This window comes from Endozoicomonas numazuensis (assembly GCF_000722635.1).
Taxonomy (GTDB): Bacteria; Pseudomonadota; Gammaproteobacteria; order Pseudomonadales; family Endozoicomonadaceae; genus Endozoicomonas_A; species Endozoicomonas_A numazuensis.
On sequence record NZ_JOKH01000009.1, the window covers coordinates 23201 to 47366 of the forward strand.

At 42.7% G+C, this 24166-nt stretch carries 21 protein-coding genes; 1 reads left to right on the forward strand and 20 read right to left on the reverse strand.

Translation table 11 applies throughout. The features are described from left to right. Nucleotide 1: 1 nt before the first annotated feature. The 14 genes from GZ78_RS24260 to GZ78_RS24325 all read right to left on the reverse strand — a co-directional run bounded on the left by GZ78_RS24260 (nucleotide 2) and on the right by GZ78_RS24325 (nucleotide 15590). Nucleotides 2-1027 carry a glycosyltransferase gene (locus GZ78_RS24260; RefSeq protein ID WP_034842214.1) on the reverse strand — a complete coding sequence of 342 codons (1026 nt, stop codon included), beginning with the start codon at nucleotides 1025-1027 and terminating at the stop codon, nucleotides 2-4. A 131-nt stretch (nucleotides 1028-1158) separates the two neighbouring features. Then, the gene (locus GZ78_RS24265) at nucleotides 1159-2397 is read right to left on the reverse strand and encodes an O-antigen ligase family protein (RefSeq protein ID WP_034842217.1); all 1239 of its coding nucleotides are present in this window, start codon (nucleotides 2395-2397) and stop codon (nucleotides 1159-1161) included. Between the two features lie 8 nt (nucleotides 2398-2405). Continuing rightward, nucleotides 2406-3824 (reverse strand): D-glucuronyl C5-epimerase family protein, encoded by a 1419-nt coding sequence (locus GZ78_RS24270; RefSeq protein ID WP_034842219.1) that lies wholly within the window; start codon nucleotides 3822-3824, stop codon nucleotides 2406-2408. Between the two features lie 129 nt (nucleotides 3825-3953). Further along, nucleotides 3954-5573 carry a D-glucuronyl C5-epimerase family protein gene (locus tag GZ78_RS24275; protein ID WP_034842222.1) on the reverse strand — a complete coding sequence of 540 codons (1620 nt, stop codon included), beginning with the start codon at nucleotides 5571-5573 and terminating at the stop codon, nucleotides 3954-3956. Continuing rightward, nucleotides 5545-6744 (reverse strand): glycosyltransferase family 4 protein, encoded by a 1200-nt coding sequence (locus GZ78_RS24280; RefSeq protein WP_081870020.1) that lies wholly within the window; start codon nucleotides 6742-6744, stop codon nucleotides 5545-5547. Before GZ78_RS24280 ends, GZ78_RS24275 begins: the two co-directional genes overlap by 29 nt. Continuing rightward, on the reverse strand, nucleotides 6725-7879 hold the full coding sequence (locus GZ78_RS24285) for an N-acetyl sugar amidotransferase (RefSeq protein WP_034842489.1): 1155 nt from the start codon (nucleotides 7877-7879) through the stop codon (nucleotides 6725-6727). Before GZ78_RS24285 ends, GZ78_RS24280 begins: the two co-directional genes overlap by 20 nt. 4 nt (nucleotides 7880-7883) lie before the next feature. Next, a complete protein-coding gene (locus tag GZ78_RS24290; protein WP_034842227.1) occupies nucleotides 7884-8648 on the reverse strand; it encodes an AglZ/HisF2 family acetamidino modification protein in 765 nt (254 codons plus the stop codon). Nucleotides 8649-8654: 6 nt separating this feature from the next. Further along, on the reverse strand, nucleotides 8655-9266 hold the full coding sequence (hisH, locus tag GZ78_RS24295) for an imidazole glycerol phosphate synthase subunit HisH (RefSeq protein ID WP_034842230.1): 612 nt from the start codon (nucleotides 9264-9266) through the stop codon (nucleotides 8655-8657). After that, nucleotides 9259-9867, reverse strand: a complete 609-nt coding sequence (locus GZ78_RS30830) for an acyltransferase (RefSeq protein ID WP_330217632.1) — start codon at nucleotides 9865-9867, stop codon at nucleotides 9259-9261. Before GZ78_RS30830 ends, hisH begins: the two co-directional genes overlap by 8 nt. A 10-nt stretch (nucleotides 9868-9877) precedes the next feature. Then, nucleotides 9878-11119: an oligosaccharide flippase family protein gene (locus tag GZ78_RS24305; RefSeq protein ID WP_034842231.1), complete on the reverse strand. Its 1242-nt coding sequence runs from the start codon at nucleotides 11117-11119 to the stop codon at nucleotides 9878-9880. A gap of 298 nt (nucleotides 11120-11417) precedes the next feature. After that, nucleotides 11418-12497: a DegT/DnrJ/EryC1/StrS family aminotransferase gene (locus tag GZ78_RS24310; protein WP_034842232.1), complete on the reverse strand. Its 1080-nt coding sequence runs from the start codon at nucleotides 12495-12497 to the stop codon at nucleotides 11418-11420. 71 nt (nucleotides 12498-12568) lie between these two features. After that, complete coding sequence (locus tag GZ78_RS24315; RefSeq protein ID WP_034842234.1) at nucleotides 12569-13153, reverse strand: acyltransferase; 585 nt, start codon at nucleotides 13151-13153, stop codon at nucleotides 12569-12571. Between the two features lie 4 nt (nucleotides 13154-13157). Further along, nucleotides 13158-14207 (reverse strand): Gfo/Idh/MocA family protein, encoded by a 1050-nt coding sequence (locus GZ78_RS24320; RefSeq protein ID WP_034842235.1) that lies wholly within the window; start codon nucleotides 14205-14207, stop codon nucleotides 13158-13160. Nucleotides 14208-14276: 69 nt separating this feature from the next. Then, complete coding sequence (locus GZ78_RS24325; protein WP_034842238.1) at nucleotides 14277-15590, reverse strand: nucleotide sugar dehydrogenase; 1314 nt, start codon at nucleotides 15588-15590, stop codon at nucleotides 14277-14279. A 377-nt stretch (nucleotides 15591-15967) separates the two neighbouring features. Between GZ78_RS24325 and GZ78_RS24330 the strand changes: the two genes are divergently transcribed. Next, nucleotides 15968-16960, forward strand: coding sequence for an IS30 family transposase (locus tag GZ78_RS24330; protein ID WP_034842240.1), 993 nt, complete (start codon nucleotides 15968-15970; stop codon nucleotides 16958-16960). Nucleotides 16961-17479: 519 nt separating this feature from the next. Here the strand turns inward: GZ78_RS24330 and folC are convergent. The 6 genes from folC to GZ78_RS30090 form a co-directional block, all read right to left on the reverse strand. Then, on the reverse strand, nucleotides 17480-18796 hold the full coding sequence (gene folC / locus GZ78_RS24335; protein WP_051786512.1) for a bifunctional tetrahydrofolate synthase/dihydrofolate synthase: 1317 nt from the start codon (nucleotides 18794-18796) through the stop codon (nucleotides 17480-17482). Nucleotides 18797-18963: 167 nt separating this feature from the next. Further along, on the reverse strand, nucleotides 18964-19893 hold the full coding sequence (gene accD / locus GZ78_RS24340) for an acetyl-CoA carboxylase, carboxyltransferase subunit beta (RefSeq protein WP_034842242.1): 930 nt from the start codon (nucleotides 19891-19893) through the stop codon (nucleotides 18964-18966). A gap of 233 nt (nucleotides 19894-20126) precedes the next feature. Further along, complete coding sequence (gene trpA, locus GZ78_RS24345; RefSeq protein WP_034842244.1) at nucleotides 20127-20930, reverse strand: tryptophan synthase subunit alpha; 804 nt, start codon at nucleotides 20928-20930, stop codon at nucleotides 20127-20129. A gap of 16 nt (nucleotides 20931-20946) precedes the next feature. After that, on the reverse strand, nucleotides 20947-22197 hold the full coding sequence (gene trpB / locus GZ78_RS24350; protein ID WP_081870022.1) for a tryptophan synthase subunit beta: 1251 nt from the start codon (nucleotides 22195-22197) through the stop codon (nucleotides 20947-20949). Further along, the gene (locus GZ78_RS24355) at nucleotides 22194-22865 is read right to left on the reverse strand and encodes a phosphoribosylanthranilate isomerase (RefSeq protein ID WP_236631680.1); all 672 of its coding nucleotides are present in this window, start codon (nucleotides 22863-22865) and stop codon (nucleotides 22194-22196) included. The genes trpB and GZ78_RS24355 overlap by 4 nt, the downstream gene beginning before the upstream one ends. A gap of 206 nt (nucleotides 22866-23071) precedes the next feature. After that, on the reverse strand, nucleotides 23072-24013 hold the full coding sequence (locus GZ78_RS30090; RefSeq protein WP_201772793.1) for a KTSC domain-containing protein: 942 nt from the start codon (nucleotides 24011-24013) through the stop codon (nucleotides 23072-23074). Nucleotides 24014-24166: the final 153 nt, after the last annotated feature.

Sequence of the window (24166 nt, forward strand, 5' to 3'; positions counted from 1 at the left end):
TTTATTTACTTATTCCAGGCAAAAAATCTGAATAAAAGTCAATTAGCACAGTTGCCTCTGATGACCAACAATACCGTTCTCGTGCTGACTCTTGGCCACACGCGACCATGGAGTCATACTCATACTCACTCATATCAATCACGTCACAAATTCGCTTCGATAGCGTGGCCACATCGCCGGGCTCAATACAAAAACCACAACCCGACTCTTTGACAACTTGCTCATACAGTGGAAAATTCGACACAATCACCGGGACACCAAGTGACATATACTCGAACAGTTTCGTTGGGTATGACCGTATATAGTTCGGCTCATTCTGAAGAACAGCAACACCAACCTTGCACTTGGCTACCTGGCACCAAGCATCCTCCCCCATCAACCGACCCGTAGCCACTATCCAGCCTTCTGTACATCCTTTAACAAAGAGCTCGTCCTTTTTAACTTTCTCTTGTACAGGACCAATGCACAGAAAGTTGACATCTCTCCCCTTCTCACGCAAATCAGAAATCGCCTGAGCAACCACAAGTATTCCACGACAAATAGTAACGCCCCCCACATATCCAACCGTATATTCCTTATGCGCGATTGAAGAGAAGCGTTCAATTCGGTCATAATCAGGATAGTTTCTGACAATCGTAGTCTTCTTCAACCAAGGGTAAAACTCACCGTACGAATCTTCGGCAATCACGACCCTGAACCAAGGTAAAGCGATACGCTCAATAGTCTTGATCAGGAAAGCAACCGGCCACCTCAACCAGCTTGGAATCCAGGTTTTGGACTTGACATCTTCGGGAACATTCTCATGCATGTCGTAAACTACTGGAATACCGACGATCCTCAGAAATAAACCGACAATTATTAGCTCTGAGTCATGAAAATGCACTACATCTGGCCGAAACTTTAAACATCTGAAAGCAACCTTAATACTTCCGAACAAAAGGCGCCCTAAGCGCCCCATAGGACTTACACCGAGATCAAAAATCTCTACTCCCTGCACCTTATCATTACCCAGACCATCTGCGACCATAAGCTTCACACTTCCAGGATAACGCTTTGCAAGGCTTACACACTCTTTGTGGAATATCCGCGTGTCTTGTCGGTTATGAACCGTGGTAATATGGTAAATCCTAGTGAAAGCCACAATCTCTCCCTTACAAATCAATTACTTATGCGTATTTTCTTATGAATCATATAAACTACAAAACATAATGACATAGGCATAAACAGCATTCTGTTATCATTGAAATCACCACTAAACATGGAATTAAATATTCCCTGCACCAGAATCATCAGCACCGCCCACACATACCAGTCCGCACGAAGCACTGCCTCAATCAGAATACAGCGAAGAGCTACCGCTAAAACCACTAAAAACAATACGCAACCCAGCAGGCCTGTTTCCACAAGCAACTCGAGAATAATATTGTGAGGGTATGCCCTACCTTCATTTGCAGCAGCATACCCCCCGATACCTTTACCCCATATCGGGCTTTCGCTAAATCGCACAAGAGCCTGACCAAAATGTTCAACACGAGCCGCTACAGATGACCCCATATCGTCTTGAGTGAAGATCACACCAATCCTGAATACTGTTTGAAACATTTCTTCACTAAAAACAACCAGAATTCCTATGAGCCCTACAACAAACAGGACAGAAAAAGCCATATAAAATGACTTCCAGCGATTACGTACCAGAAAGCCTCGCTTTGAAAAGAGTATAATGGCAAAAAATACAACCAAAGATATTAGAGCGGATAATGTGGGACCCCTTCCACCCGACAACAACATTAATAAGACAAAAACTCCAGCCACACCCATCCACAAGGAGAAACTGTTAAAATCTTTCCTGCAAAAATAGCGATACCCAAGAGCAATCGCGATTGCCATTCCAACTCCCAGCGTCCTGCCAAGTGCTAGATAATTAGAGCCAAAGATTGTCAAGAACCCTACCACCCCTTTCAGATAGACAATAACGGCCTCAATAGAACTAACAATTGAAAATAGAAGTAAGTATGCCAATAATCTCTTGAGACGATGCATATCCGATGACACCACAATCAATGGTGCCAATACGCACCACGCAGTGAGTGTCAGCAGATACGAAGTCTTAGAGACCGAATAACTGTGACCTGGCGACCATCCTATACTCACACCAACATACACAAAGAAAAGTAACACTAAAGCCAAAGGCAGAAGTATATCCTTGGATAAAGGTCGACTCTTTAATAGCACCCAGCATGCAGCTAGTATGCTCAGCAGGAAGAAAGCAGCAGTCAGATCTACCGGCAACCAAGAAAGGCGTTCATCACCTTTGAACCTTCCTGCATATAAGTAGGCAACAAAGTAACACTCAAAGCTGAAAACTGAGGCCATAAGCCACGAAAATCGGTTCAACATCTATTAACCTACGGAAACACCTCATTACCCGACCCCATCGTACGATGAAACCTTAAAACTACACTTTCCATGCTTTCACCCGAACTTAGCCATTTTTTAGAGAACCCATCAATCAGCTGCCTATTAATTGAAGAGAAGTCAGAATCGTCGTCCTCAAAATCAATCCCGGAATATTTAACGACTGATAGCTGAGATCGAGCCTTCCAGAACTGCACATCGCGTTCATTACCACTGCGCTCGACAATAGAGAAATAATCCAATATCAGCTTCTTTTGCCCACTCCAGTCACTTGCAGTAAATCTTATCTTTGAAACATCAGAAATAGAGAAAGAAGCTTCATAGTCTGGAGAAGCATTACTTGGTGCCCAACCATCTTCATTAACAAGTGGCTGCCAAATTCCATTCACAAGAGCATCCAACTTAAAGCTTCTGGGGTATTGGTCCCAATGAAATCTCAACTTCATCCCTTCTATATCTCGCTCCCCGTCGAACACAACAGAGAACTCACAAGAACTTCGACTATTAAAAACGGCATAGACCTTAGGATTATACCCATGATTCTCGATTGCCTTCTCTAAGCTATAGTTCGAATCGTAGCCTGTAGTTTCAACGATTTTACTTCCGGAAGACTCGGAAGCTAAATTGCTCTCACCCTTGTAAAGGGCACGATAGGCAAGAACGGAATAGTACCTCGCAAAGATTTTTTTAAAAAACGAATCATCTGTAATTTGATACATTCTTTGTAAATATTTCAAATGAATAAAATCATAACTTTCATGAACATTTTCAACCAGTACAGGGTTTGAAAACACCGACCCAGGCTCCATTCTAAGTGCAAAGTTCATTTTCTCGGGAATTTCATAGAGAGGAAGAATTTTTTTTGTTGAGAATATTGCGCGCTCAATTAAAGCAGAAAGCCTTTCATCCTTAAGATCCTTATTAACTTCTATCAGATTTAAAACAACCGAAATATGTGCATTTAGAACATGATCATTTGTTTTATATTCCTCAAAGAAAATCACATCATTTTCTTCGTATAAAAAGCCTCCATATTTAATACCAACATACAAAGGCTTAACCAACCTTCTTGCAATATCCAAATATTTTGAGTCAAGAGTCCATCGATAAGCAAAGACAAAAATCTCAGCAATTCGAGCCTGCGTAATAGCAGAATACCACGGAGCTGTAACTCCTCGATTATTAAATTTATAAGGTATTAAAAGACCTAATTGGCTATCAACCATTTCACGAAGATACCAATCGATGATTGTAAAAAAATATCCTTTATAGTCTTCTAGAGGCCTATAACCCTCCGGAACATTATGGAAACTTGAATAGTAGTTTTTTGCATCATCCGCTATAAAAAGTGGGTTATATTGCCTTCCAACTTCCCCCCCCGTAATGATGTAGCCTAATACCTTTCTCATCAAACTCGTCACTTCCTGGAACAGGAGGATCTGCTTTTATCCATATAAGACTAGTACTAACATCACTTGAATATAAAATAGGTGAAAAAAATAAACAAATAGCCACCATAATCCTAAAATAAACGAGCATTAGTCTTCCTTCACGTACGGATAAGCCTGAACCCCCTCCAATCCCAAGAAGTCGAAGAGATCATTAATATCTATTTTTTTTTCTTTAAAACTAGCAACAAATCGATCCAACAACCGGTTATTCACTTGCCCTGATTGCAAGTCTTTTAACTCCTCATCGAATTTCAACCCCAAGAACCTCACAACCATTTGGTCTTGAGCTGCCTCCCATACACCCAACTCTCTTGAAGCACCAAGAGTTTCTGACACTGAGAAGAAATCTAACATCAATTTAGAGTGATTTGAAAAATTGGATGCTTCAAATTTAATTTTCTCAACTCCTGTTACATCTAATACAGCATCATATAGCGGTGCAGCCCCCGGCGGCTCCCAATCATTTTCAGACACAAGCTCAACCCATTTGGAGTCAACCCAACCTTTTATGGTAAATTGTCGTGGATACTCACTCCAGTGGAAGCGCAACGAAATAGACCCGACTCTTTTTTTCTCTGAAAGCTGGATCTCAAATATATTTTTCTTGCCACTATTGAAAACAGCGTAATCCTTGGGGTTCAACGAGTAGTTATCAATAGCTCGATCAAGATTATAGCTTGCATCAAACCCCGTAGAGTTCAGCAATAAAGCACCAGCTGACGCTGATACAACATTCGCGCCCTTTTTAAATAGGTCACGATAAACCATAACAGCATAATATCGAATAAATGAATCATAAAAGAACTCGTTCCCAGTCACATGATAGAGATCTTTTAAATATTCGAGGTGCTTCAGGTCATAGCTTTTGTAGGTATTTTCGATAACCTTGGGCTTGGAAAATTTAGCGCCGGGCTGCATCATCAGCCCAAAGCTCATCTCTTCTGGAATACCAAACAGCCAAAAGGTGCTTTCTAGAGAGGCCACTCCCAACTCAAAATACGTCTGTACCTTCTGGCTTTTAAGTATTCTGTTAACATAATTCATATCCAGAAGTGCGGACATGTGACCGTTTAGAGTGTGGTCATAAAGCGGCTTGACATGCTGCTCAAAGAAAATAATTTCCCCCTCTCTATACAAAAAACCGCCCTTATCCACTTCTACAAACAATGGCTCAAGTAGACTCTCCGCTGTGGAAAGGTATTTTTCATCACCACTCAATTCATAGGCGATGATAAACACCCTGGCTACTCTTGCCTGAGTAATCGCTGAATACCAGGGTGACTCGGCACCTCGAGCATCGAATTTATAGGGCACTAACAACCAATCATTCTTTCTAACCAACCAATCTGAATACCAACTGACAACATCCCAATATGCCTTTAGATAATGAGCCGCCTGAGCATCCGACTGCTCAGTGAGAAACCTATATGACTCCGAGAAACTGATAGCATCATTTGCAACATACAGAGGGTTGTATTGATAACCGCGAGAGCCACCATAATTGTGATAGCGAATCCCCTTGTCGTCGTACCCCTCTTTGCCAGGAGATGGCAACTCTACAACTTCCCATGCAGCTGAATTCGTACAAAATGTCACAGTCGATATAGAAAAGAAGATAACACCAAGAGCCTTAAACAAATATCTCTTCAACAAAGCCAACTCCGTTAGCCTACAAACTTTATAAAAGAAGTTCCAATTCCCTTTCACATCGCTCCTCCCAAGTTGATAGCTCACTCAGTGCAAACTCTTTTGCTGCTGTGACCTGCTGCTCCACGAGGGTCAGATCAACAGTCAACTTCTGCAATGCTTCGGCAATACCCTCTGCATCCACAGAGCTAGGCTCCATATAAGCCGCTTTGGGTACTGCTGCTAGTGAACCATTTATGTTCTGAGCTAAAATTGGCGTGTTTAATACCATAGTTTCAAGAAAAACATTACCCAAATTAGAGATATTATAAAAAGACAGGCTTACCTTAGCATCACGAATCAGTGCCAAAGCTTCTTTTTTTTCTACACCAGGTATAAAATGTACCCGTTCTGTCAGTCCATGGCTCTCGGTATATTCTTTAAGCTCCTGGTAAAACTTTCTATTGTACACTGGTCCTACAAGAACCATATCAAGCTCAAGATTGAAATCGACAACTTCCAACATTGCCTTAACAACAATGTCCTGTCTTTTCCAGTGATCAAAGCGCGCCACATAGCACGCATAGGGATTTCCAGATAAACCAAACTTTTTGCGAATCGATTCAGCAGAGGGGAGACCTTCATTGATCTTCTCCACGCCATTTAGCCAGAAGAAAAGCGGAGAATACTTAGAACCAATCTTTTGATACACCTTGTCACCATGCGTACCATCATTTGTTATGACAACAGCTTTAGCAGGCAATGAAAAAGCTAAATACTCCAACGGATGCTTAAAAAACAAACTGAGCTTTGCAGATTTAATCTCATCGATAAGAAAAGTACCGTATATTCGCCTCACATTAGGTACACGTTTTACCAGTGACGTCAGTCCTGCCATAGCACCCGCAGGACCATGACCATAAAGTACATCAACCTTTTCTTTACTGCACACTTTAAGCAATGCATGCAGCAACCTTGTTGCAACAGCGATGAAATCTAGCTTTCCTTTGTAGCCAAACCCTCTAACATTGATCTTTGAACGATATTGATCAGGCAGTTTAAAGGACGATGGCACAGCAGAACCAAAGAAGAAAATGTCGATAACATCAAATCGATCATCGTTCGCCATCATCAACAAAGGATTAAAAAATGCGGGCATACCTTTAGGCTCAGGGTTACCTTCGAGAAAAAAAGGCTTTATACCTGTCCATAGGCCAGTAACATAAAGCACCTTACGCTTCGCGCTTGCCATAAAACCCTTTACCTTTCAGATTAAAATGCACATTCAACGCAAGCTTGTACAACCAGCCATGTAGTCCGCTGTTGAAATACCCCTTGTAGTCCTTGTAAGCCTTAACCGGCTGATTCATCAGCACATTAAACTCTTCATCTGAAACCCCCATCTTCTTCTTGAAGAACTGAAGGTCCTTATCTTTCATAGACTCATCAGGGTAGGCATCCTCCTTCAACGCCAATAATGCTTCATCACGCGTCATCTCCCCCATGCAAATCAAGTTAGAGTAATGAGCTTTTCTCTTATCTATAGCAAACTTACGAGGCTGAATATAAGCTTGGGTAAACCGAGTGTAAATCGACTCATAGTGTTTCCCACCATAGTATACCCAGCCAAGCTTATCCTGTATGACTTTCATTGCCTCATTTTTCGAAAAGTCCACGTAATCTAGAATATTGACCACGGAGCACCGATTCACAAAGCGGGAAAAATATAGATCCATACGTGAGAAGTGAGGATAAGTTTTCAGTTTAACCCTACCAAACTGCTTATGGACATTTTTAATCAACTTCCAGTCCATCTGACCAACCATTTCTGACCAAGCCGGCTCCATAATATATTCCATCTTAAAATTAGAGCCGTTAATGATATACCTTATCTTATAGCGCGCAGCCATCTTGTTCAGAACTGCGTAAATTGCATGGTCTGACGGAATCTCCATCCCTGGTGTAGATGCCTTCAAAAAAGACATTTGTAGATCTCGGAACTCATCCCAATCAATCACATGTGTGTAGAGATCTATATTCAGCTTGGTTAGAGTTTTCTCGATATTCGAAACCGCCAATTCTGAATTCCATCCATTATCCAAGTGCACTGCTAGAGGCCTTAAGCCCAGATTCTTCACAAGATAAGCGACGTAAGTACTGTCTACACCACCACTCACTCCAATGATACAGTCGTATTCTTTGCCTTGTCCTTCAGATTTTATCTTGTCGACTAGTGTATTAAGTTGCTGTGAATAAGTCTCAACGCTAGGCATTGAATCCAGCCGCTTCAAATAATTGGAACAGAACTGACAATTTCCTGTCTCATCAAATTCAATGGATGGTGCCGAAGTATCCATTACGCACCGATTACACACTTGAACACTCATACCACTAATTCTCACCTAATAACTCTTCTAACTGCCCATAGGGCGGATAGCTAATCAACACCGCCTTGTGCGGCCCTTGATATACAAACATACTACCTGCCGACACGGCAGAGGCACCTACTTTTACAGCTTTCACAAAATCATCCAAACAACGAGCACCTCCTAACGCAATCAGTGGCACATCACAAATTTCGGATGCTTTAGATATCTCCACCAAATCATATCCAGACATTTTTCCATCTCTATCGACAGAATTGAGAAGTACCTCTCCTGCACCAGCGTTGACCGCCTCCACCAAGAACTCTTCCCACGGTTTTTTATGAATCTTTCTTGATGCGGATGAATATAGCTTTGATTTTCCGAAGAGGTTTTTCTTCAAATCAATTGATACGACGACACTTTGACTGCCGAACTGCTTGGCAAGCTTTGTTACAAGTTCCAGTGACCCAATTGCTGCTGTTTGAACACAAACCTTCTCAACTCCTATGCTAAAAAGCTTCTTGGCATCATCTACAGTTTGGATACCACCACCGTAGCCAACTGGCATAAAAGCCTCAGCTACAATCTCTTGCACTAGTGAGAAATTCGGTCCATTTCCAGTTCGTGTAGCCTCTATATCTACGAGCAGCAGCTCATCCACTTCTTTCTCATTGAATATCTTTACGGCATTTCGAGGATCGCCAACGTAACTCGGCTTTTTGAAGCCAACTGTTTTAACCAGCCCCCTACCCCTTATCAACAAGCAAGGAATTATTCTAGTATGTAGCATTAATACTCACATCTCTAAAAAGTTTTTTAAAAGCGCCATGCCGAACTTGTGGCTTTTTTCAGGGTGAAACTGTACTCCTAAAACATTTTCATTCTCAACCATAGAAACAAAATCATGTGAATAGGTAGAAACGCCAGCTATATCACTTTTTCTATCACACTCTACAAAATACGAATGAACAAAATAAAACCTTTGCTCTTTTTCCTGTCCTTTCAACAAGACAGAATTAATTCCGCGCACAGTATTCCAACCCATATGCGGTATCTTCATTCCTTCAGAAAGGTCTTTGAATTTATTTGACTTTCCTTTGATCAACCCAAGCCCGGGAAGCTTCCCCTCATCGCTTGAATTTAATAACAGCTGCATTCCAAGACATATCCCCAACAAGGGAATTCCCGTCTTTGCAACCTCTAGGACAGCTTCATTCATCCCATTAGAAGTTAGGGCACTCATACCAAAATCAAATGCCCCAACACCAGGAAGTATTACTCTATCCGCTTTCAGCAGGTCTTCAGGTCTATTCACAAGGACCGGCTCCCCACCAATATGACGAATAATATTACTCACTGACCCAAGGTTTCCTGCCTGATAATCTACCACATAAATTTTGTCAGACATTCAAATTAGTCCGCCTAAAATCTTCATAGGAACTTGAGTGAATATAGCCGTTGTATTCAATTTCACTTTTGTGCCTCACACACTCCTGGGGGTTTATTTTCTTAATTATGCGAGCAGGATTTCCACCAATCACACAATAGCCCTCTTCAAAAGACTTAGTAACTACAGCCCCTGCGGCTACCACAGTAAAGTCCCCAAGCTTCACACCCGGGAGAATCATGCAATTCATCGCAATCCAGCAATACTCCCCTATGACAACATCCCTTGAGGGCATATGAGCCCTATTATCACCAAGTGTATGATTCTTTGTAATGATTCCAACATTTGCAGAAATCTGCGTGTAATTGCCTATAAATATTTTCCCTCCTGCTTGGATATAGCAACCAGGCATAAATCCAGGACAGGTTTCAACCCCACAATACACATTCTTGGGATTTGTCACTATACTTGTATAATGAACTGGCCAATAGACGCGACGATTAAAACCTAAAATTTTCTGAAAAAAGAAGTATCTCAAAGTTATTGGAGTTTGCGACTTCTCTGTTTCACGAATGTACCTCGGCAAAACACTCAATAAAATCTTATAAATAACCTGTTTCAAAAAATTCACCTTATATGGCCTTAGCAAGTCTTGCAGATACGACTAAATACAAAAAGTAAACAAATCCATGCATAAACGATATCCTTATTACAAAATCACGTGCGGAATCTGATGCTAATGCAGAAACAACAAGTGAAACACACAGCAGGATATTTCCTACAACATCCCACTCCTGCTTTTCTGCAACAAAAAACATATAACTCAATGGACTTGATATAAATCGCATATAAAACATAGGTGCCAGTATACTTGCATATACCCCCGCTTCTAACCAGTTATCACCAAATACAATCTGAAATAAATCTTCAGCGAACAACAACAACAACAACATAGGAGGCAAGCCAAGTACAAACAGAACAAGGAAAACTTTACGATAAAAAACTTTTACCCCACCCGTCTCTCTATATTCTGTTACAAATTTATCTCGTAAAACATCAAGTAGTGCACCATTGATAAATGACAATGGGAAAACCAAAACCCTTAAGACTAATGAATACAGCCCGGCAGTCTGAGCACCGTAAAATGCAGCTAAGACAATGTTTTGCAAGTGAGAAGTGGACATATTTAGTATTGAAGACATTGAATCAAACAGAGGGAATTTTTTATACCTTTTTGCCGATTCAAGTACCTTATCTACAGAAACAGCAGGGATAAAAGCAATCACTTTTTTCCCACTTGCTTGTAACAATCCAATTAAACCGATAGTCTGACCAACTACTAAGCCCATCATGAGTCCACCACCAACATGCCCAAATGCAGTAGATACTTGGACTGCAGCAGTACCACCACTCTGGAAAACTCTATTAATTGCAATATTCTTATATTTCTTTTGTCGGTTCACCCAATAATAGAAATTTTGATAACAACCAACAACAAGAATACTTACTGGCAACAAATACAGCCACCCTGAAATATCATCACTCCCGAGAAGTTTTGTCAGCTCTACATTAAATAAAAAAACTGTCACCAAGGATAAAACTGAAACGCTAACAACAATCCCAAGTGAAAATATCACTATGTTAATAGCCTCATCGTCATCTTGAGGTAGCATGATAGCTTGCTCGTACCGCCCTGTAGCCAACATACTAATGATAGCAGCCAAGGCACCGTACAATGCAAATAGACCAAAATCCTCGGGAGTATAAAGTCGTGTTAATATTGGACTGACAGCTATAGGTATAGCTTGAGCTAACACTGTCCCTGTCATTAAAGTTGCGACATTTCGTGCAACTTCATTCTTAAATTTAATCATTAAACTTCGCAGGAGTAACAGTCAATGGATTATAAGTCATTGTACGAAAACAGCGAGATATAAGTACTATTTCATTAGTTTCGTATAGATAAGAAAGACAATAATGTATGTATAAAACACTTAGCTAGCTAAGAAATAACGTATTCCTTTTACCTCCCCACTAATCCTTAAGGAAAAAAATCACAACCCAACAGTATTAAAGATTCAAGCATCATTCTAAAATTCACTTTGACCTTATCACTAAAAAACATTTCATATATGCTCCCTAGCTAGCGCTTAAAGACTCGATAGATATTATCTATATGATTAGTCTATCCAAAATGTATTCTTGCTCATCTTCTGATAAAGCAGGATGAAATGGCAGACTAATTACTCTTTTAGCCAACTTCTCTCCCACAGGAAGAGAAACGGTACTATCTGCTACAGCAGGCTGCAAATTAAGTGGGAGCGGATAGTGTACAGCGGTAGGAATTCCAGCGTTTTGTAAAGTTGACTGTACATATTTACGGTCTTCAACTTGTACAGTGTACTGAGCGTAAACGCTTGTGTTATGTGATTCAATATAAGGTGGGACAATATCTCTGTGTTTTATTAGCTTTTCTGTATATCGCTCTCCTATTTTTTTACGAGCTATAATCTCCTCATCAAATACCTCTAACTTACTTAATAATACTGCAGCCTGAAGAGTATCCAAACGGCTATTAACCCCAATCCGAACATGATGGTACCGCCTATCCTGCCCATGTCGGGCAATCTGCCTCAGTATTAACGCCAAGTCATCATCATTAGTGAACATAGCTCCACCATCACCATAACACCCTAGTGGTTTAGATGGGAAAAAGCTGGTACATCCAATGGTAGAAAGTCCGCACGAAAGCTGGTCTTTATAAGTAGCACCAAAACTCTGGGCACCATCTTCAATAACTGGAAGATTATACTTACTCGCAATTGCATTTATTGAATCAAAGTCAGCGCATTGACCATAAAGAGAAACGGGAATAATTGCTTTGGTCCGCTCAGTAATTGCTGCTTCTAATAATAAGGGGTCAAGGTTATATGTTTTAGGATCTACATCTACATATACAATTTTAGCACCCAAAAGTGCACCAGTTTCAGCCGTAGCAATATACGAGAAGGCTGGTGAAATAACTTCATCCCCCGGCTTTATTCCTAGAGACATCAGAGCAATCTGAAGAGCATCAGTTCCATTAGCAACAGATATGCAATGTTTGACTCCAACATAATCAGCCAATCTTTCTTCAAGCTCAGTGACTTCTGGGCCAAGAATATACTTACCGTGATCCAATACACCTTTAATGCGTCGATTAACATCTTTTTCAATACGACTGTATTGAGCTTTTAAATCAATAAATTCCATGAGCTTTACACATATTTAAAAAGGTCACAAAGTATTCATTCATACTTCGTAACCTTAGAATTTCATTCAATTTAGGATTTGGATACTTGATTACCAATAAGGCGATAAACATCTTGGGTTTTCGGGCAGATATACTCACCACTACCTTCAAGAGGCAAATCTAAACGTACCCCATATTCACTCATCCACCCTATCTGTCTTGCAGGAACGCCTGCCATAAGGGCATAGTCAGGAACATCTTTGGTAACTACTGCGCCAGCCGCTACAAATGCATACTGCCCGATTCTTGTGCCGCAGATTATTGTACAATTAGCTCCAAGTGTTGCACCACGTTTTACCAAAGTATCTAGATATTCATCCTTTCTGCTTACTGCCGAGCGAGGATTATAGACATTAGTAAACACCATACTGGGCCCACAAAACACATCATCTTCTAGAGTAACATTATCGTAAACAGAAACATTGTTCTGAATTTTAACGTTATCACCAATCAAAACTTTATTGCCAATGAATGCGTTTTGCCCCAAGGAACAGTACTCTCCAATTTTAGCCTTGGAGCAGATGTGCACCCAATGCCAGATTCGAGTTTCCCTTCCTATTTGAGCTCCTTCATCAATTATTGCACTTTCATGTGCACTGAATAATTGTTGTGTCATTCAATCAATACTCCAGTGGCAATGAAACTGTTTTTCCATCTCTCGCTGAGAGATAAGCTGCTATCAGTAATTCGAGAGACTTAAGACCTTCTCGACCATCCGTCTCTGGTTCAGCCTTACCTCTAAATGTATCAATCACATTTTTATAGTAAAGAGGATGGCCAAAACCATATACTGAAGTTGTTTCATAATTGGCTGAATCAACCTCCTGATCATAGTCCCGGCTATCTGAAAATTGCCATTCCTGAATTTCATTGACAGCTACGCCACCAATCCTGACAGTTCCCTTCTCTCCCAGAATAGTGATTGACCCTTCCAAATTCCTCGGATAAGTGCACATAGTGACAGCCATGGATCCAAGCGCACCATTTCTCCAACGAATATTCATAACTCCAGTATCTTCTACTTCGATACTTCTATGCGTAGAGGTCATACATTGGACATCTGAAACCGGGCCAATCAGCCACTCCATTAAATCAACGTAGTGACTTGCTTGATTCATAAAAGCCCCACCATCAAACTCCCAAGTTCCACACCATTTTGCGCGGTCATAGTACTCTTGTGGTCGAGTCCAAAATACATTCAGATGCACCATATGGATCTTGCCAAAACGGTTTTCATCCATTGCCCGTTTCAGTAACTGTAAAGTGGTATTTCTACGATTTTGTTTTACAACAAACAATCGAACTCCTGCTTCATCACACGCCTTCACCATTTTTTGACCATGTGACCACCTCGTAGCCATTGGCTTTTCGCTAATAACATGAACACCGGCTTCTGCAGCTTTTACAGTTTGTTCAGGGTGAAGTCCACTAGGCGTACACAAAGAAACAGCATCTAGATCCTCTCTGGCCAACAACTCTTCAAGTTTCTGATATCCTGGCACTTGATATTCGGCTTTAGCCTTTTCCAAAGCAGATGAATCCGTATCGCAGACAGCTACCAATTCAAGATCACTGCTATGGCGCTGAAAGGCTTCTCCATGTTTAATGGAAATCCTGCCACACCCCACTAAAGCAACTCTTATTTTTCTGTCTGTTACGATGCGAAACATAGTTTTTCCTTTTAATAACCTTTAAATCAACCGTTCATAGATTGCAAAACTTCTATCTCTTCAACCTGTTCAGGCTTTTACAACATGACTCAAAGGCTCTAGGTACTTGCCACGAGTATCTACAATAAGATTTGAGTTTTTAAGAATCATTTCATAATCAAATGAGTCATGATTTGTAGCTAATAACACACAGTCATACTGAGTAATATTTTCCGGGGTCAGCTCAATGCTGCTAAGATCAAAACAATGCTCCCTCATTTCCGGAAAGACTGGTACGTGCGGATCTGAATACTCTACCAGAGCACCTTTCTTTTCCAGTCTTTCCATTAATTCAACAGCAGGAGATTCACGCATATCATCCACATTTTTCTTATACGCAATTCCAAGCACCAAAATCCTACTTCCTTTCAAAGATTTCCCTCGCTCATTAAGAGCATCAGTCAACTTGTCGACAACAAATCGAGGCATATAGGTATTAATCTCACCAGCTAACTCGATAAAACGAGTATGCAATCCAAACTCTCTTGCCTTCCAAGTTAGATAGAATGGGTCAATCGGTATACAGTGCCCCCCTAAACCAGGACCAGGATAGTAAGGGGTAAAGCCGAAAGGTTTAGTTGCTGCAGCATTGATGACTTCGTGTATATCAATATCCATACGATCAGCAACAACTTTGAGTTCATTGACCAGACCAATATTTACTGCTCGATGAATATTTTCGAGCAATTTAGTCATTTCCGCTGCTTTCGTCGATGAAACTGGTACAACCCTATCAATTGCAACACTATACAATGCCAAACCTACACTCTTACAAGAGGCTGTATGTCCACCACATACTTTGGGTATAGTCCGTGTTTCAAAGTCTGGATTACCCGGGTCTTCTCGCTCTGGTGAGTACACTAAAAAGATATCCTCACCAACTTCCAACCCACCCTGTTTAATTCTTGGAAGCAGCTCTTCTTCAGTTGTTCCTGGATATGTAGTACTCTCTAACGAAACAACTTGAGCTTTACGCAAATAAGGTACTAGAGCATCAATAGTTTCAATGACAAAACTTAAATCAGGCTCACGGTATTTATTCAGTGGAGTAGGAACACAAAGTATTAGAGCATCAGCATCACTCGCTCTAGAGAAGTCAGTGGTTGCTTCAAAAAGATTTTTTTCTATAGCATTTGCAATATCGTTTGAGGAAATGTGTTCAATATAACTCAACCCATCATTCAATTTATCTACTTTTGTTGGGTCAATATCGATTCCCAAAACGCTATATCCTTCATCGACATAACGCAGCATAAGAGGTAGACCAACATATCCAAGACCTACAATACCAATCGTAGCTTTTTTACTGTAAATCTTGTCAATTAATTGCTTCTCTATATTCACCTATGAAACCCTATAAAAATTTAATCAAAGCTGAGATATACCTAATGCTATGCACTAACAAACTCACCAATGGAGACACCCAAAAAAAAAACTAAACTTTCTTCGATCTAACTGTTCTAAATAAAACTATAGAAGTTATAGCCTAACAACTTTCTTAACCAAACTAGTCATTCTCTCTGATATGATTTTCAACACTGCTTCCAGCAATTTTTAACATAATTCAAAAAGCATTCCACTTTTTTGTGCAGTATAGATATGCCTGAATCCGTATCATAAGTGCATAACCTCTGTAATCAACTGATCGCTACACACCTTTGAAATGAATCAAGACTCAGGGGTACTCTGTTAGCGACGAAACCAAGCAAAGGAAGCCAAGGATGGCCTATACACACCTGAGCCTTGAAGAAAGAAATTATATCGAACTTCAACTGAAAGAAGGAGTCTCTCAAAATAAGATTGCCAAGGCACTGGGGCGATCCCAGAGTAGCTTGTCCCGCGAGCTGGGCCGCAATACAGGACAAAGAGGCTACCGTCACAAGCAAGCGCACGGCAAGGCTGAAGAACGGCATAAGGAAAAGACCAAGTCGATAAAGCTTACTGATGACATTAAACAACGGATTGAGCGTGATATCAGAGAAGACTGGAGCCCTGAGCAAGTTGTCGGAAGGCTCGAGCAGGAAGGTGTCATAAAGCTTCATCATGAGACCGTTTACCAGTTCATACTGGAAGACAAAAAAACCGGTGGAACGCTTTATAAGCACTTGCGCCACCAAGGTAAAACGTACCGAAAACGATATGGTTCAGCCCATAATCGAACAGGCATTCCTAACCGTGTTGGCATAGAACACCGTCCGGAGATTGCTAATGACCGGAAACGGGTTGGAGACTGGGAAGCCGATACAATAATTGGCAAAAACCATAAAGGAGCCGTTGTCACAATGGATGAGCGCAAGACCAAGCTTCGCCTTGCAGTACCACTGCCAGGAAAGAAGGCGAAAGCAGTTAAACAGGCGATGGTTAGCTCTCTCAAGCCTTTAAAGAAGTTTGTCAAAACCATAACTTACGACAATGGAAGAGAATTTGTTGAGCATGAAGAGGTAGCAAAAGCTTTGAGCTGTGACAGCTATTTCGCTGTACCCTATCACTCATGGGAGAGAGGCCAGAATGAAAACGCTAATGGTCTGCTAAGGCAGTATTTTCCCAAGTCGATGGAGCTTGATAATGTCACAGACAAAGAAGTCATCATTGCGGTCGATAAGCTGAATGGTAGACCTAGAAAATGCCTGGGTTACAAAACCCCTTATGAGGCATTTAAAGAGTTAACAGGAATAGATGCAAGAAAAGTCATGGGTTATGCACTTATGACTTGAATTCAGGATGAAAAACTTCCATATTTAGCGAATTACTTCTTATATTTTAAATATGAAGATGAAAATCATCTGACTTTTGGCTAATTTACCAATGCCTGCATGAGTTTTCCTTACTAGAATCTATAGTCAATCTAAACTCAACACAAAGCCATTAAGCCTACTTCTTCATTAGTTGATATGATGTAAATGGTAGCCATAAAGTTCGTTCACCCAAAGTCTTCAAAGTCATACTTTGAAATTTTTGCTCACAACATTTAGCCACGCTACCGCCCTTCAGATCACACTCACTCTGAAAAGCAGTATATAAAATTGTATTTTCCAAAGGCCATAGCCCATAGAATTTGCTCAAAAGTCAGACAATCGCTACAAGAAAAACCACTCCACCAATCAAAGTCGTATTTCTACAAGGCTGCCAATCATACACATTCTAACCTATACTAACCAGCCGCATTACACGACAGTCCATTACTCATTTCTTCGGGAAACACTCAAGTATATGTCGCGCCTATAAGGGAAAGATTATTTAGAAGGGAGGGCTTCGCCATTACTGATCAAAATCGCACCAACAGTCAAAAACGAACCAACAACGAGAACCCTATCTCTGCTCGTCGAAGCCTCTACGAGCTGTTGAAAACCTAGCTCTGTACTTTCAGCTTTATCTGGCAACTCAGAATACCTGGCCACTGCCTCACTGAGATCATCTTTACCAAGAGCTCTCGGCGAGTCAAAATCAGTAACGACCCACTCATCTACGACCTCTGCTAGAGACTCGATAACTCCGTGATAGTCTTTATCTTTGAAGATAGCAATCAATGCTCGAGTTTTTCCTGGTACCGGATCTGCCTTGAGGCGCTCCACCAGTTTGCCAGCTGCCTGAGGGTTATGAGCTACATCGAGAATGACCTCAACTTTCTCCCCACGCTGATTGATTTCAACTACTTTTTCATAGCGACCTGGCAGGCTCGATGCCTTCAAACCTTCTACGATAGCATCACGATTTACTACTTCAGGTAAAAACTGTATCGCTTGTAGAGCAGTGGTCGCATTATCGATGACCAATGCAGGTATAGGCAGGTAAGCGTACTCAAGAGGTTCGCCAGTCTTGGCCAATCCCTTCCAACTCCATGTACTGTTCTCTTCCCTTAACTCAAACTCCTTCTTTCTTCTATATAAAGCCGACTCTAACCTGACAGCTTGCTCGACGATACTGTTTGGTATTTCCACACCCCCAAATACAGCGGGCTTTTCCGGTCGGAAGATTCCGGCCTTCTCTTTTGCGATGGCTTCGATACTGTACCCCAGCCAGTCCTGATGATCCAACCCTACGGTAGTAATTACCGAAACATCTGGTTCGATGACATTGGTCGCATCCAGACGACCACCAAGACCTACTTCCATAAGTGCTATGTCTATTTTCTCTTTCTGAAACACGTCCACAGCCAGCAATACTGCAAACTCAAAATAGGAGAGCCAGTCCCCATCGAGACCCTCATTCACTTTTTCGAAAGAGTTACACAGTGCTTCATCACTGGCTTCAACATTATTCACTTTAATTCGTTCGTTGAATCGTAGGAGATGAGGTGAGGTATACACACCCACCTTGTAGCCAGCAGCAAGAAGTATGGATTCGAGAATAGCCACTGTAGATCCCTTACCGTTAGTACCTCCTACAGTAATAACAAAAGGCGCGGGCTTGAGGAGATCGAGCCTTTCAGCCACTTTCCTTATTCTGTCCAGCCCAAGCTCCATCTCATGTTCAGGCCGGGTATTTTCCAACCAGTCAAGCCAATCAGACAGCTGCTCAAAAGGAGGCTGACTGTTTTGCTGGTGCGTCATGGAGGGATTCCTTAGAAGAACATCAAAGGTCAGCATGATAGAGGGGAGTGATTGGCAGGTAAATAGTTTTACCTAATGGTAATGTAGGAAAATCGTGAACAGCGTATGATTTACATAATTAAGTCAAGTGACTACCCGTCAGGGCAGTCACTCAATCATTTCAGCTATCACCCTGCAGCAGTAATAACTTCATCTTCAACTGCGTCAAAGTCAGAATCTGACTCAACAGGAACCGCAGCCATTCCCTGCATTTTTCTGCAAAGGCGAGCTATTGTCGACCGCATTTCACCACGATCAACAATCATATCAATGGCACCATGCTCGAGCAGAAACTCACTGCGCTGGAAGCCCTCTGGCAACTTCTCACGAACAGTCTGTTCGATAACCCGGGGACCAGCAAAACCAATCAACGCACCTGGCTCAGCAATATTGGTATCACCCAGCATAGCCAGAGAAGCAGACACGCCACCATACACAGGGTCTGTCAGAACCGAAAAGTAAGGTACACCCTGCTGCTTCATACGTTCTAATGCAGCACTGGTTTTAGCCATCTGCATCAGGGAAAACAACGCTTCCTGCATACGAGCTCCACCACTGGCAGAAAAGCAGACCAATGGAATTTTGAGCTCCAGACTCAGTTCTGCAGCACGAGCAAACTTCTCACCGACAACTGATCCCATTGAGCCACCCATGAAGCTGAACTCAAAGGCGACAGCAATAACAGGCAAACCTTCCAGCTGCCCCTTCATTGCAATCAAGGCATCCTTTTCGCCCGTTTGCTTCTGAGCTGATGCGAGGCGATCCTTGTACTTCTTTGAATCCCGAAACTTGAGCTTATCGACAGGCTCAATTTCTGAGAACAACTCTTCAGTTCCGCTCTTATCCAGAAAATATTCCAGACGCTTTCGCGCACCAACACGCATGTGATGACTGCACTTGGGACAGACATCCAGATTTCTCTCAAGCTCCGGACGGTACAGAACCGACTCACACTTAACACACTTGCGCCACAATCCCTCTGGCACATTACTGCTCTTCTGCTGACTCGTAGAACGTGACAGCGAAGGTATCAGTTTGTCGACTAGCCAGTTACTCATTCACGCTTCCTGTCTATTGGCATCAGACCTGAAAGAAGGAGTCATTCAAAGTACTCCCTCACATCTACTGCCTTTAATTCATGCCGTTCATGACGTTATCCTGTTCAGGACTGAGAGCCATGAAGCTCTTCATCACCGAGAGTCATGAAAAACAACTCCATCGCTCACGGCTATCTATACAGCTCACGGCTATCTATACAGCTCACGGCTATCTATACAGCTCACGGCTGTATTTAACCTTTATCCATTGCCTGACGCATTTCTTCGAGATGATCAGAGACCTTGTCAATGGCACCTTCGCTCTGGCTGTCATAATTGGCCAGTTCAGATACCAACAGGGAACCTACAACAACCCCATCTGCGACCGAAGAAATGGCAGCTGCTGACTCACCATCCCGGATACCAAACCCAACACCCACTGGCAGGTCGGTAAATCCTTTAATATGAGCCACTCTGGACTGAACACTGCCCAGATCCAGCTTACTGGATCCTGTCACGCCTTTAAGAGAGACGTAGTACACAAATCCTGAAGCAACAGAACAAATCTTGCGAATGCGCTCATCGGTCGTCGTTGGCGTAATCAGATTAATCATGTCAATCTGCCTTGGCTTCAAGTGCTCAACCAGATCTCCAGCAAACTCTGCGGGTAAATCCACAATCAGAACACCATCCACTCCAGCCTCAGCCGCCCGAGTTGCAAACACCTCATAACCCATAATTTCAACTGGGTTCAGATAGCCCATCAGGACAATCGGGGTAGTATTATCGTTTTCCCTGAAGCGAGTTACCATTGAAAAAACGTCATTCAATGTAACACCTTGTGATAATGCGCGCTCATGAGCTTCTGCAATCACAGGTCCATCAGCCATCGGATCAGAGAATGGGAACCCAAGTTCAATCAGATTTGCGCCGCTGGCTACCATCTTATGCAGGATATCCACGGTCTTCTCAGCCGGGTCACCTGCAGTAATATAGGGCATCAGAGCCTTACGCCCATTCTTGGACAATTGTTCAAAGCACTGTTTAATTCTCATAATTACTCTCCCCCATTGCTCAGAACGTCAGTCCATCTATTTCAGCCACGGTATGGATATCCTTGTCTCCACGACCAGAAAGGTTAACCAGAATAATCTGATCCTTATCCATGGTTGGAGCCAGCTTTTCAGCAAAAGCCAAGGCATGAGAACTTTCCAGAGCCGGCATAATTCCTTCCATACGTGTCAGACTTCTAAATGCAGCCAGCGCCTCATCATCTGTTACACAAGGGTATTCAGCACGCCCCACCGACCTGAGATGACTGTGCTCCGGTCCTACTCCCGGATAATCCAGACCCGCAGAGACCGAATAACTCTCTATAATCTGACCATCGTCGTCACACATCAGGTAGCTTCGCTGCCCCTGAAAAACGCCCTGCCTTTCGGCAGACATTCGTGCAGCATGCTCTCCAGACTCGACACCGTGACCACCGGCTTCAACACCGTATATCTTGACACTTTCGTCCTGCAGAAACTCATAAAACAGCCCCATGGCATTGGAGCCGCCTCCCACACACGCTACTAATGCGTCGGGCAGGCGCTGAGTCATCTCCTGACATTGTCTTCGTGCTTCACGACCAATAACGCTTTGGAAGTTACGAACCATTTCCGGATAAGGGTGAGGCCCGCAAACCGTACCAAGAATGTAAAAGGTTTCTTCGGGACGGGTTACCCAGTCACGCAGCGCTTCATTGATCGCATCTTTTAGTGTCTGTGAGCCACTTTCGACAGGAACAACCGTAGCGCCTAACAGCTTCATACGATAGACATTCAGAGCCTGACGTTTTACGTCTTTGGCGCCCATGTAAACAATGCATTCCAACCCCAAACGGGCAGCCACTGTCGCAGTCGCCACACCATGCTGGCCTGCACCGGTCTCAGCAATAATCCGCTTTTTACCCATGTGCTTAGCCAGCAAAGCCTGACCAATCGCATGATTGATTTTATGGGCACCGGTATGGTTCAGGTCTTCACGCTTCAGGTAGATTTGTGCACCACCCAGAGTGTCAGACCACCGTTGTGCATGATAAAGCGGAGAGGGCCTGCCTACGTAATGAGCCAGATCACGATCAAAGTCAGCCTGAAAATCCGGATCATTCCAAAGTTTCTTGTAGGTCGCTTCCAACTCTTCAAGAACACACATAAGGGTTTCAGCGACATAACGACCACCAAAACGCCCAAAATGACCGGTTTCATCCGGAAGATCTTTCAACTTTTTATAATCAATCTTCTTATCTATCTTCTTATCTATCTTCTTATCTATAGTCATTGCTTTACCGCCTCGACAAAGGCTTTCATCTTTTCGGGGTCTTTACCCCTTTCATTCTCTACGCCGCTCTCGACACCACTACTGACATCCACAGCATAAGGCGCAACCTGTTCTATGGCTTGCGAAACGTTCTCAGGATTCAGGCCACCGGCAAGGATAATCGGCTTATCCAGATTGTCGGGGATCAGTTGCCAATCAAAAGCTTCACCCGTCCCTCCTGGTACTCCTTTACGATAGGAATCCAGAAGCAGACCACAAGCACCAGGGTAAGCTGCAGCACATTCTTCAATTGACGTGCCGGGACGAACCCTCAAAGCCTTGATATATTTCCTTCGCCATCGCTCGCACTCCTGATCGGTTTCATTGCCATGAAACTGCAATAAGTCCAGAGGAACCCGATCCAGCACCGTCTGAATCGCCGCTTCATCAGCGTCCACAAATAACCCCACCAGAGTAATAAAGGGTGGCAAGGCAAAGGCAATCTCACTCGCCTTCTCAACACTGACAAAACGCTTGCTGGGTGGATAGAACACCAGTCCCAGCGCATCGACTCCAGCCTCAACGGCTTGAAGTGCTTCTTCTATAGAGGTGACTCCACACATTTTGATCCGAGTCTTCAACAATGCCTCTCCTGGCCAAACGCCATTGCGAAAGAATAACTGCTTCACCCCTCTCTCTCCCGAACAGGAAGCCGGCTACAGGACAGATAGATAAGAAAGGAGTCATGAACAGGACGCTGACAAGCAGCACTTTCACCCAAAACAGTGAAATGTGGTACAAACTGACAGCAGGAGATGGATGTTAGCAGAAATAACCGGCATTTGTCTCAAGCAAGTGCCGGTTCATTTTTCAGAGAATGGTTTTGACGGCCAGGCTAATTCAGCCTTCTGGAAAGGTATTGCCCCCTGATAAACTGGTTGTAATAACGGCCTATAGATTCAGCTGAGATCAGATCACGGTATACCCATTCCGGCACCCCATAGTATCGGTAGAGACTTTCGCTGCCGACAAACTGAACTTCCAGAATACGAGCTGCGGGATCATAGCCAGCAGAGGCCAGTGCCGACGAATCCAGAGCATCACGAGCAAAAGGGAGTGTTTCCAGATTATAAGCGACACTTCTAATCTGATCCTTGAGCACATCCCCACTGGGATCCCCTGATAGGTAACTCATCACAAAACTATGATTCATCCAATCGTCGCTTTCACCTGAATTGGAGACATTCGCCGGTAAAGCATTTATGCCCACACGCCCCAGAACACTAATCACCCAGTCTTCATACAGAGTCAGATAGCGAGTCACCTTCTGCTTATCTCCCTCATACACCAGAGGATAACCCACCAGGCTTGCTGGAGTTGCAACAGACACCATTCCCATCAGTTTCAACTGATTAAAGGCAACACCGACTTCAGAGCTCTCGTAAACTGCCCGCCAGGCTTCATTACCATAGAAATTCCCCTGGGAGTGCGCCACCAGCAACACCTTTCGACATTGACCTATTTTACGGACATATTCTCTAATATGCTGACTCAAGTCACCGTCAAAGACATAACTGAACGCATCATAACTATTTATGATTGACTCCATGCCCTCAACAAACCAGCTCGGAGCCTCTTCTACCCCTGCCAACCATAAAAATATCAAACTGTAATCCTGTAAAGCTTTCTGTCGGGCGACTTCTAGGAATTGGTAAGCAATATTTTCGTTGTAGTTATAGGAAAGGTCATAACTGACGTTGTAGCCCGCAAGTTGATCTGACATCAAAACACTCAACATAGCCTGAGCCTCGACAGCATCTTCTCTATCATTGAGCATGCCATTGCCATACACAATGGTTAATTGAGGCCTTGCTACAGAACACTGATTAGCCTGTAAATTTGTACAAAAACATACAAGCATTAAGAACACTATATTCTTCATAATCGTCCCTGAATATGTGGATACGACACCTGAATAACTATATGATCA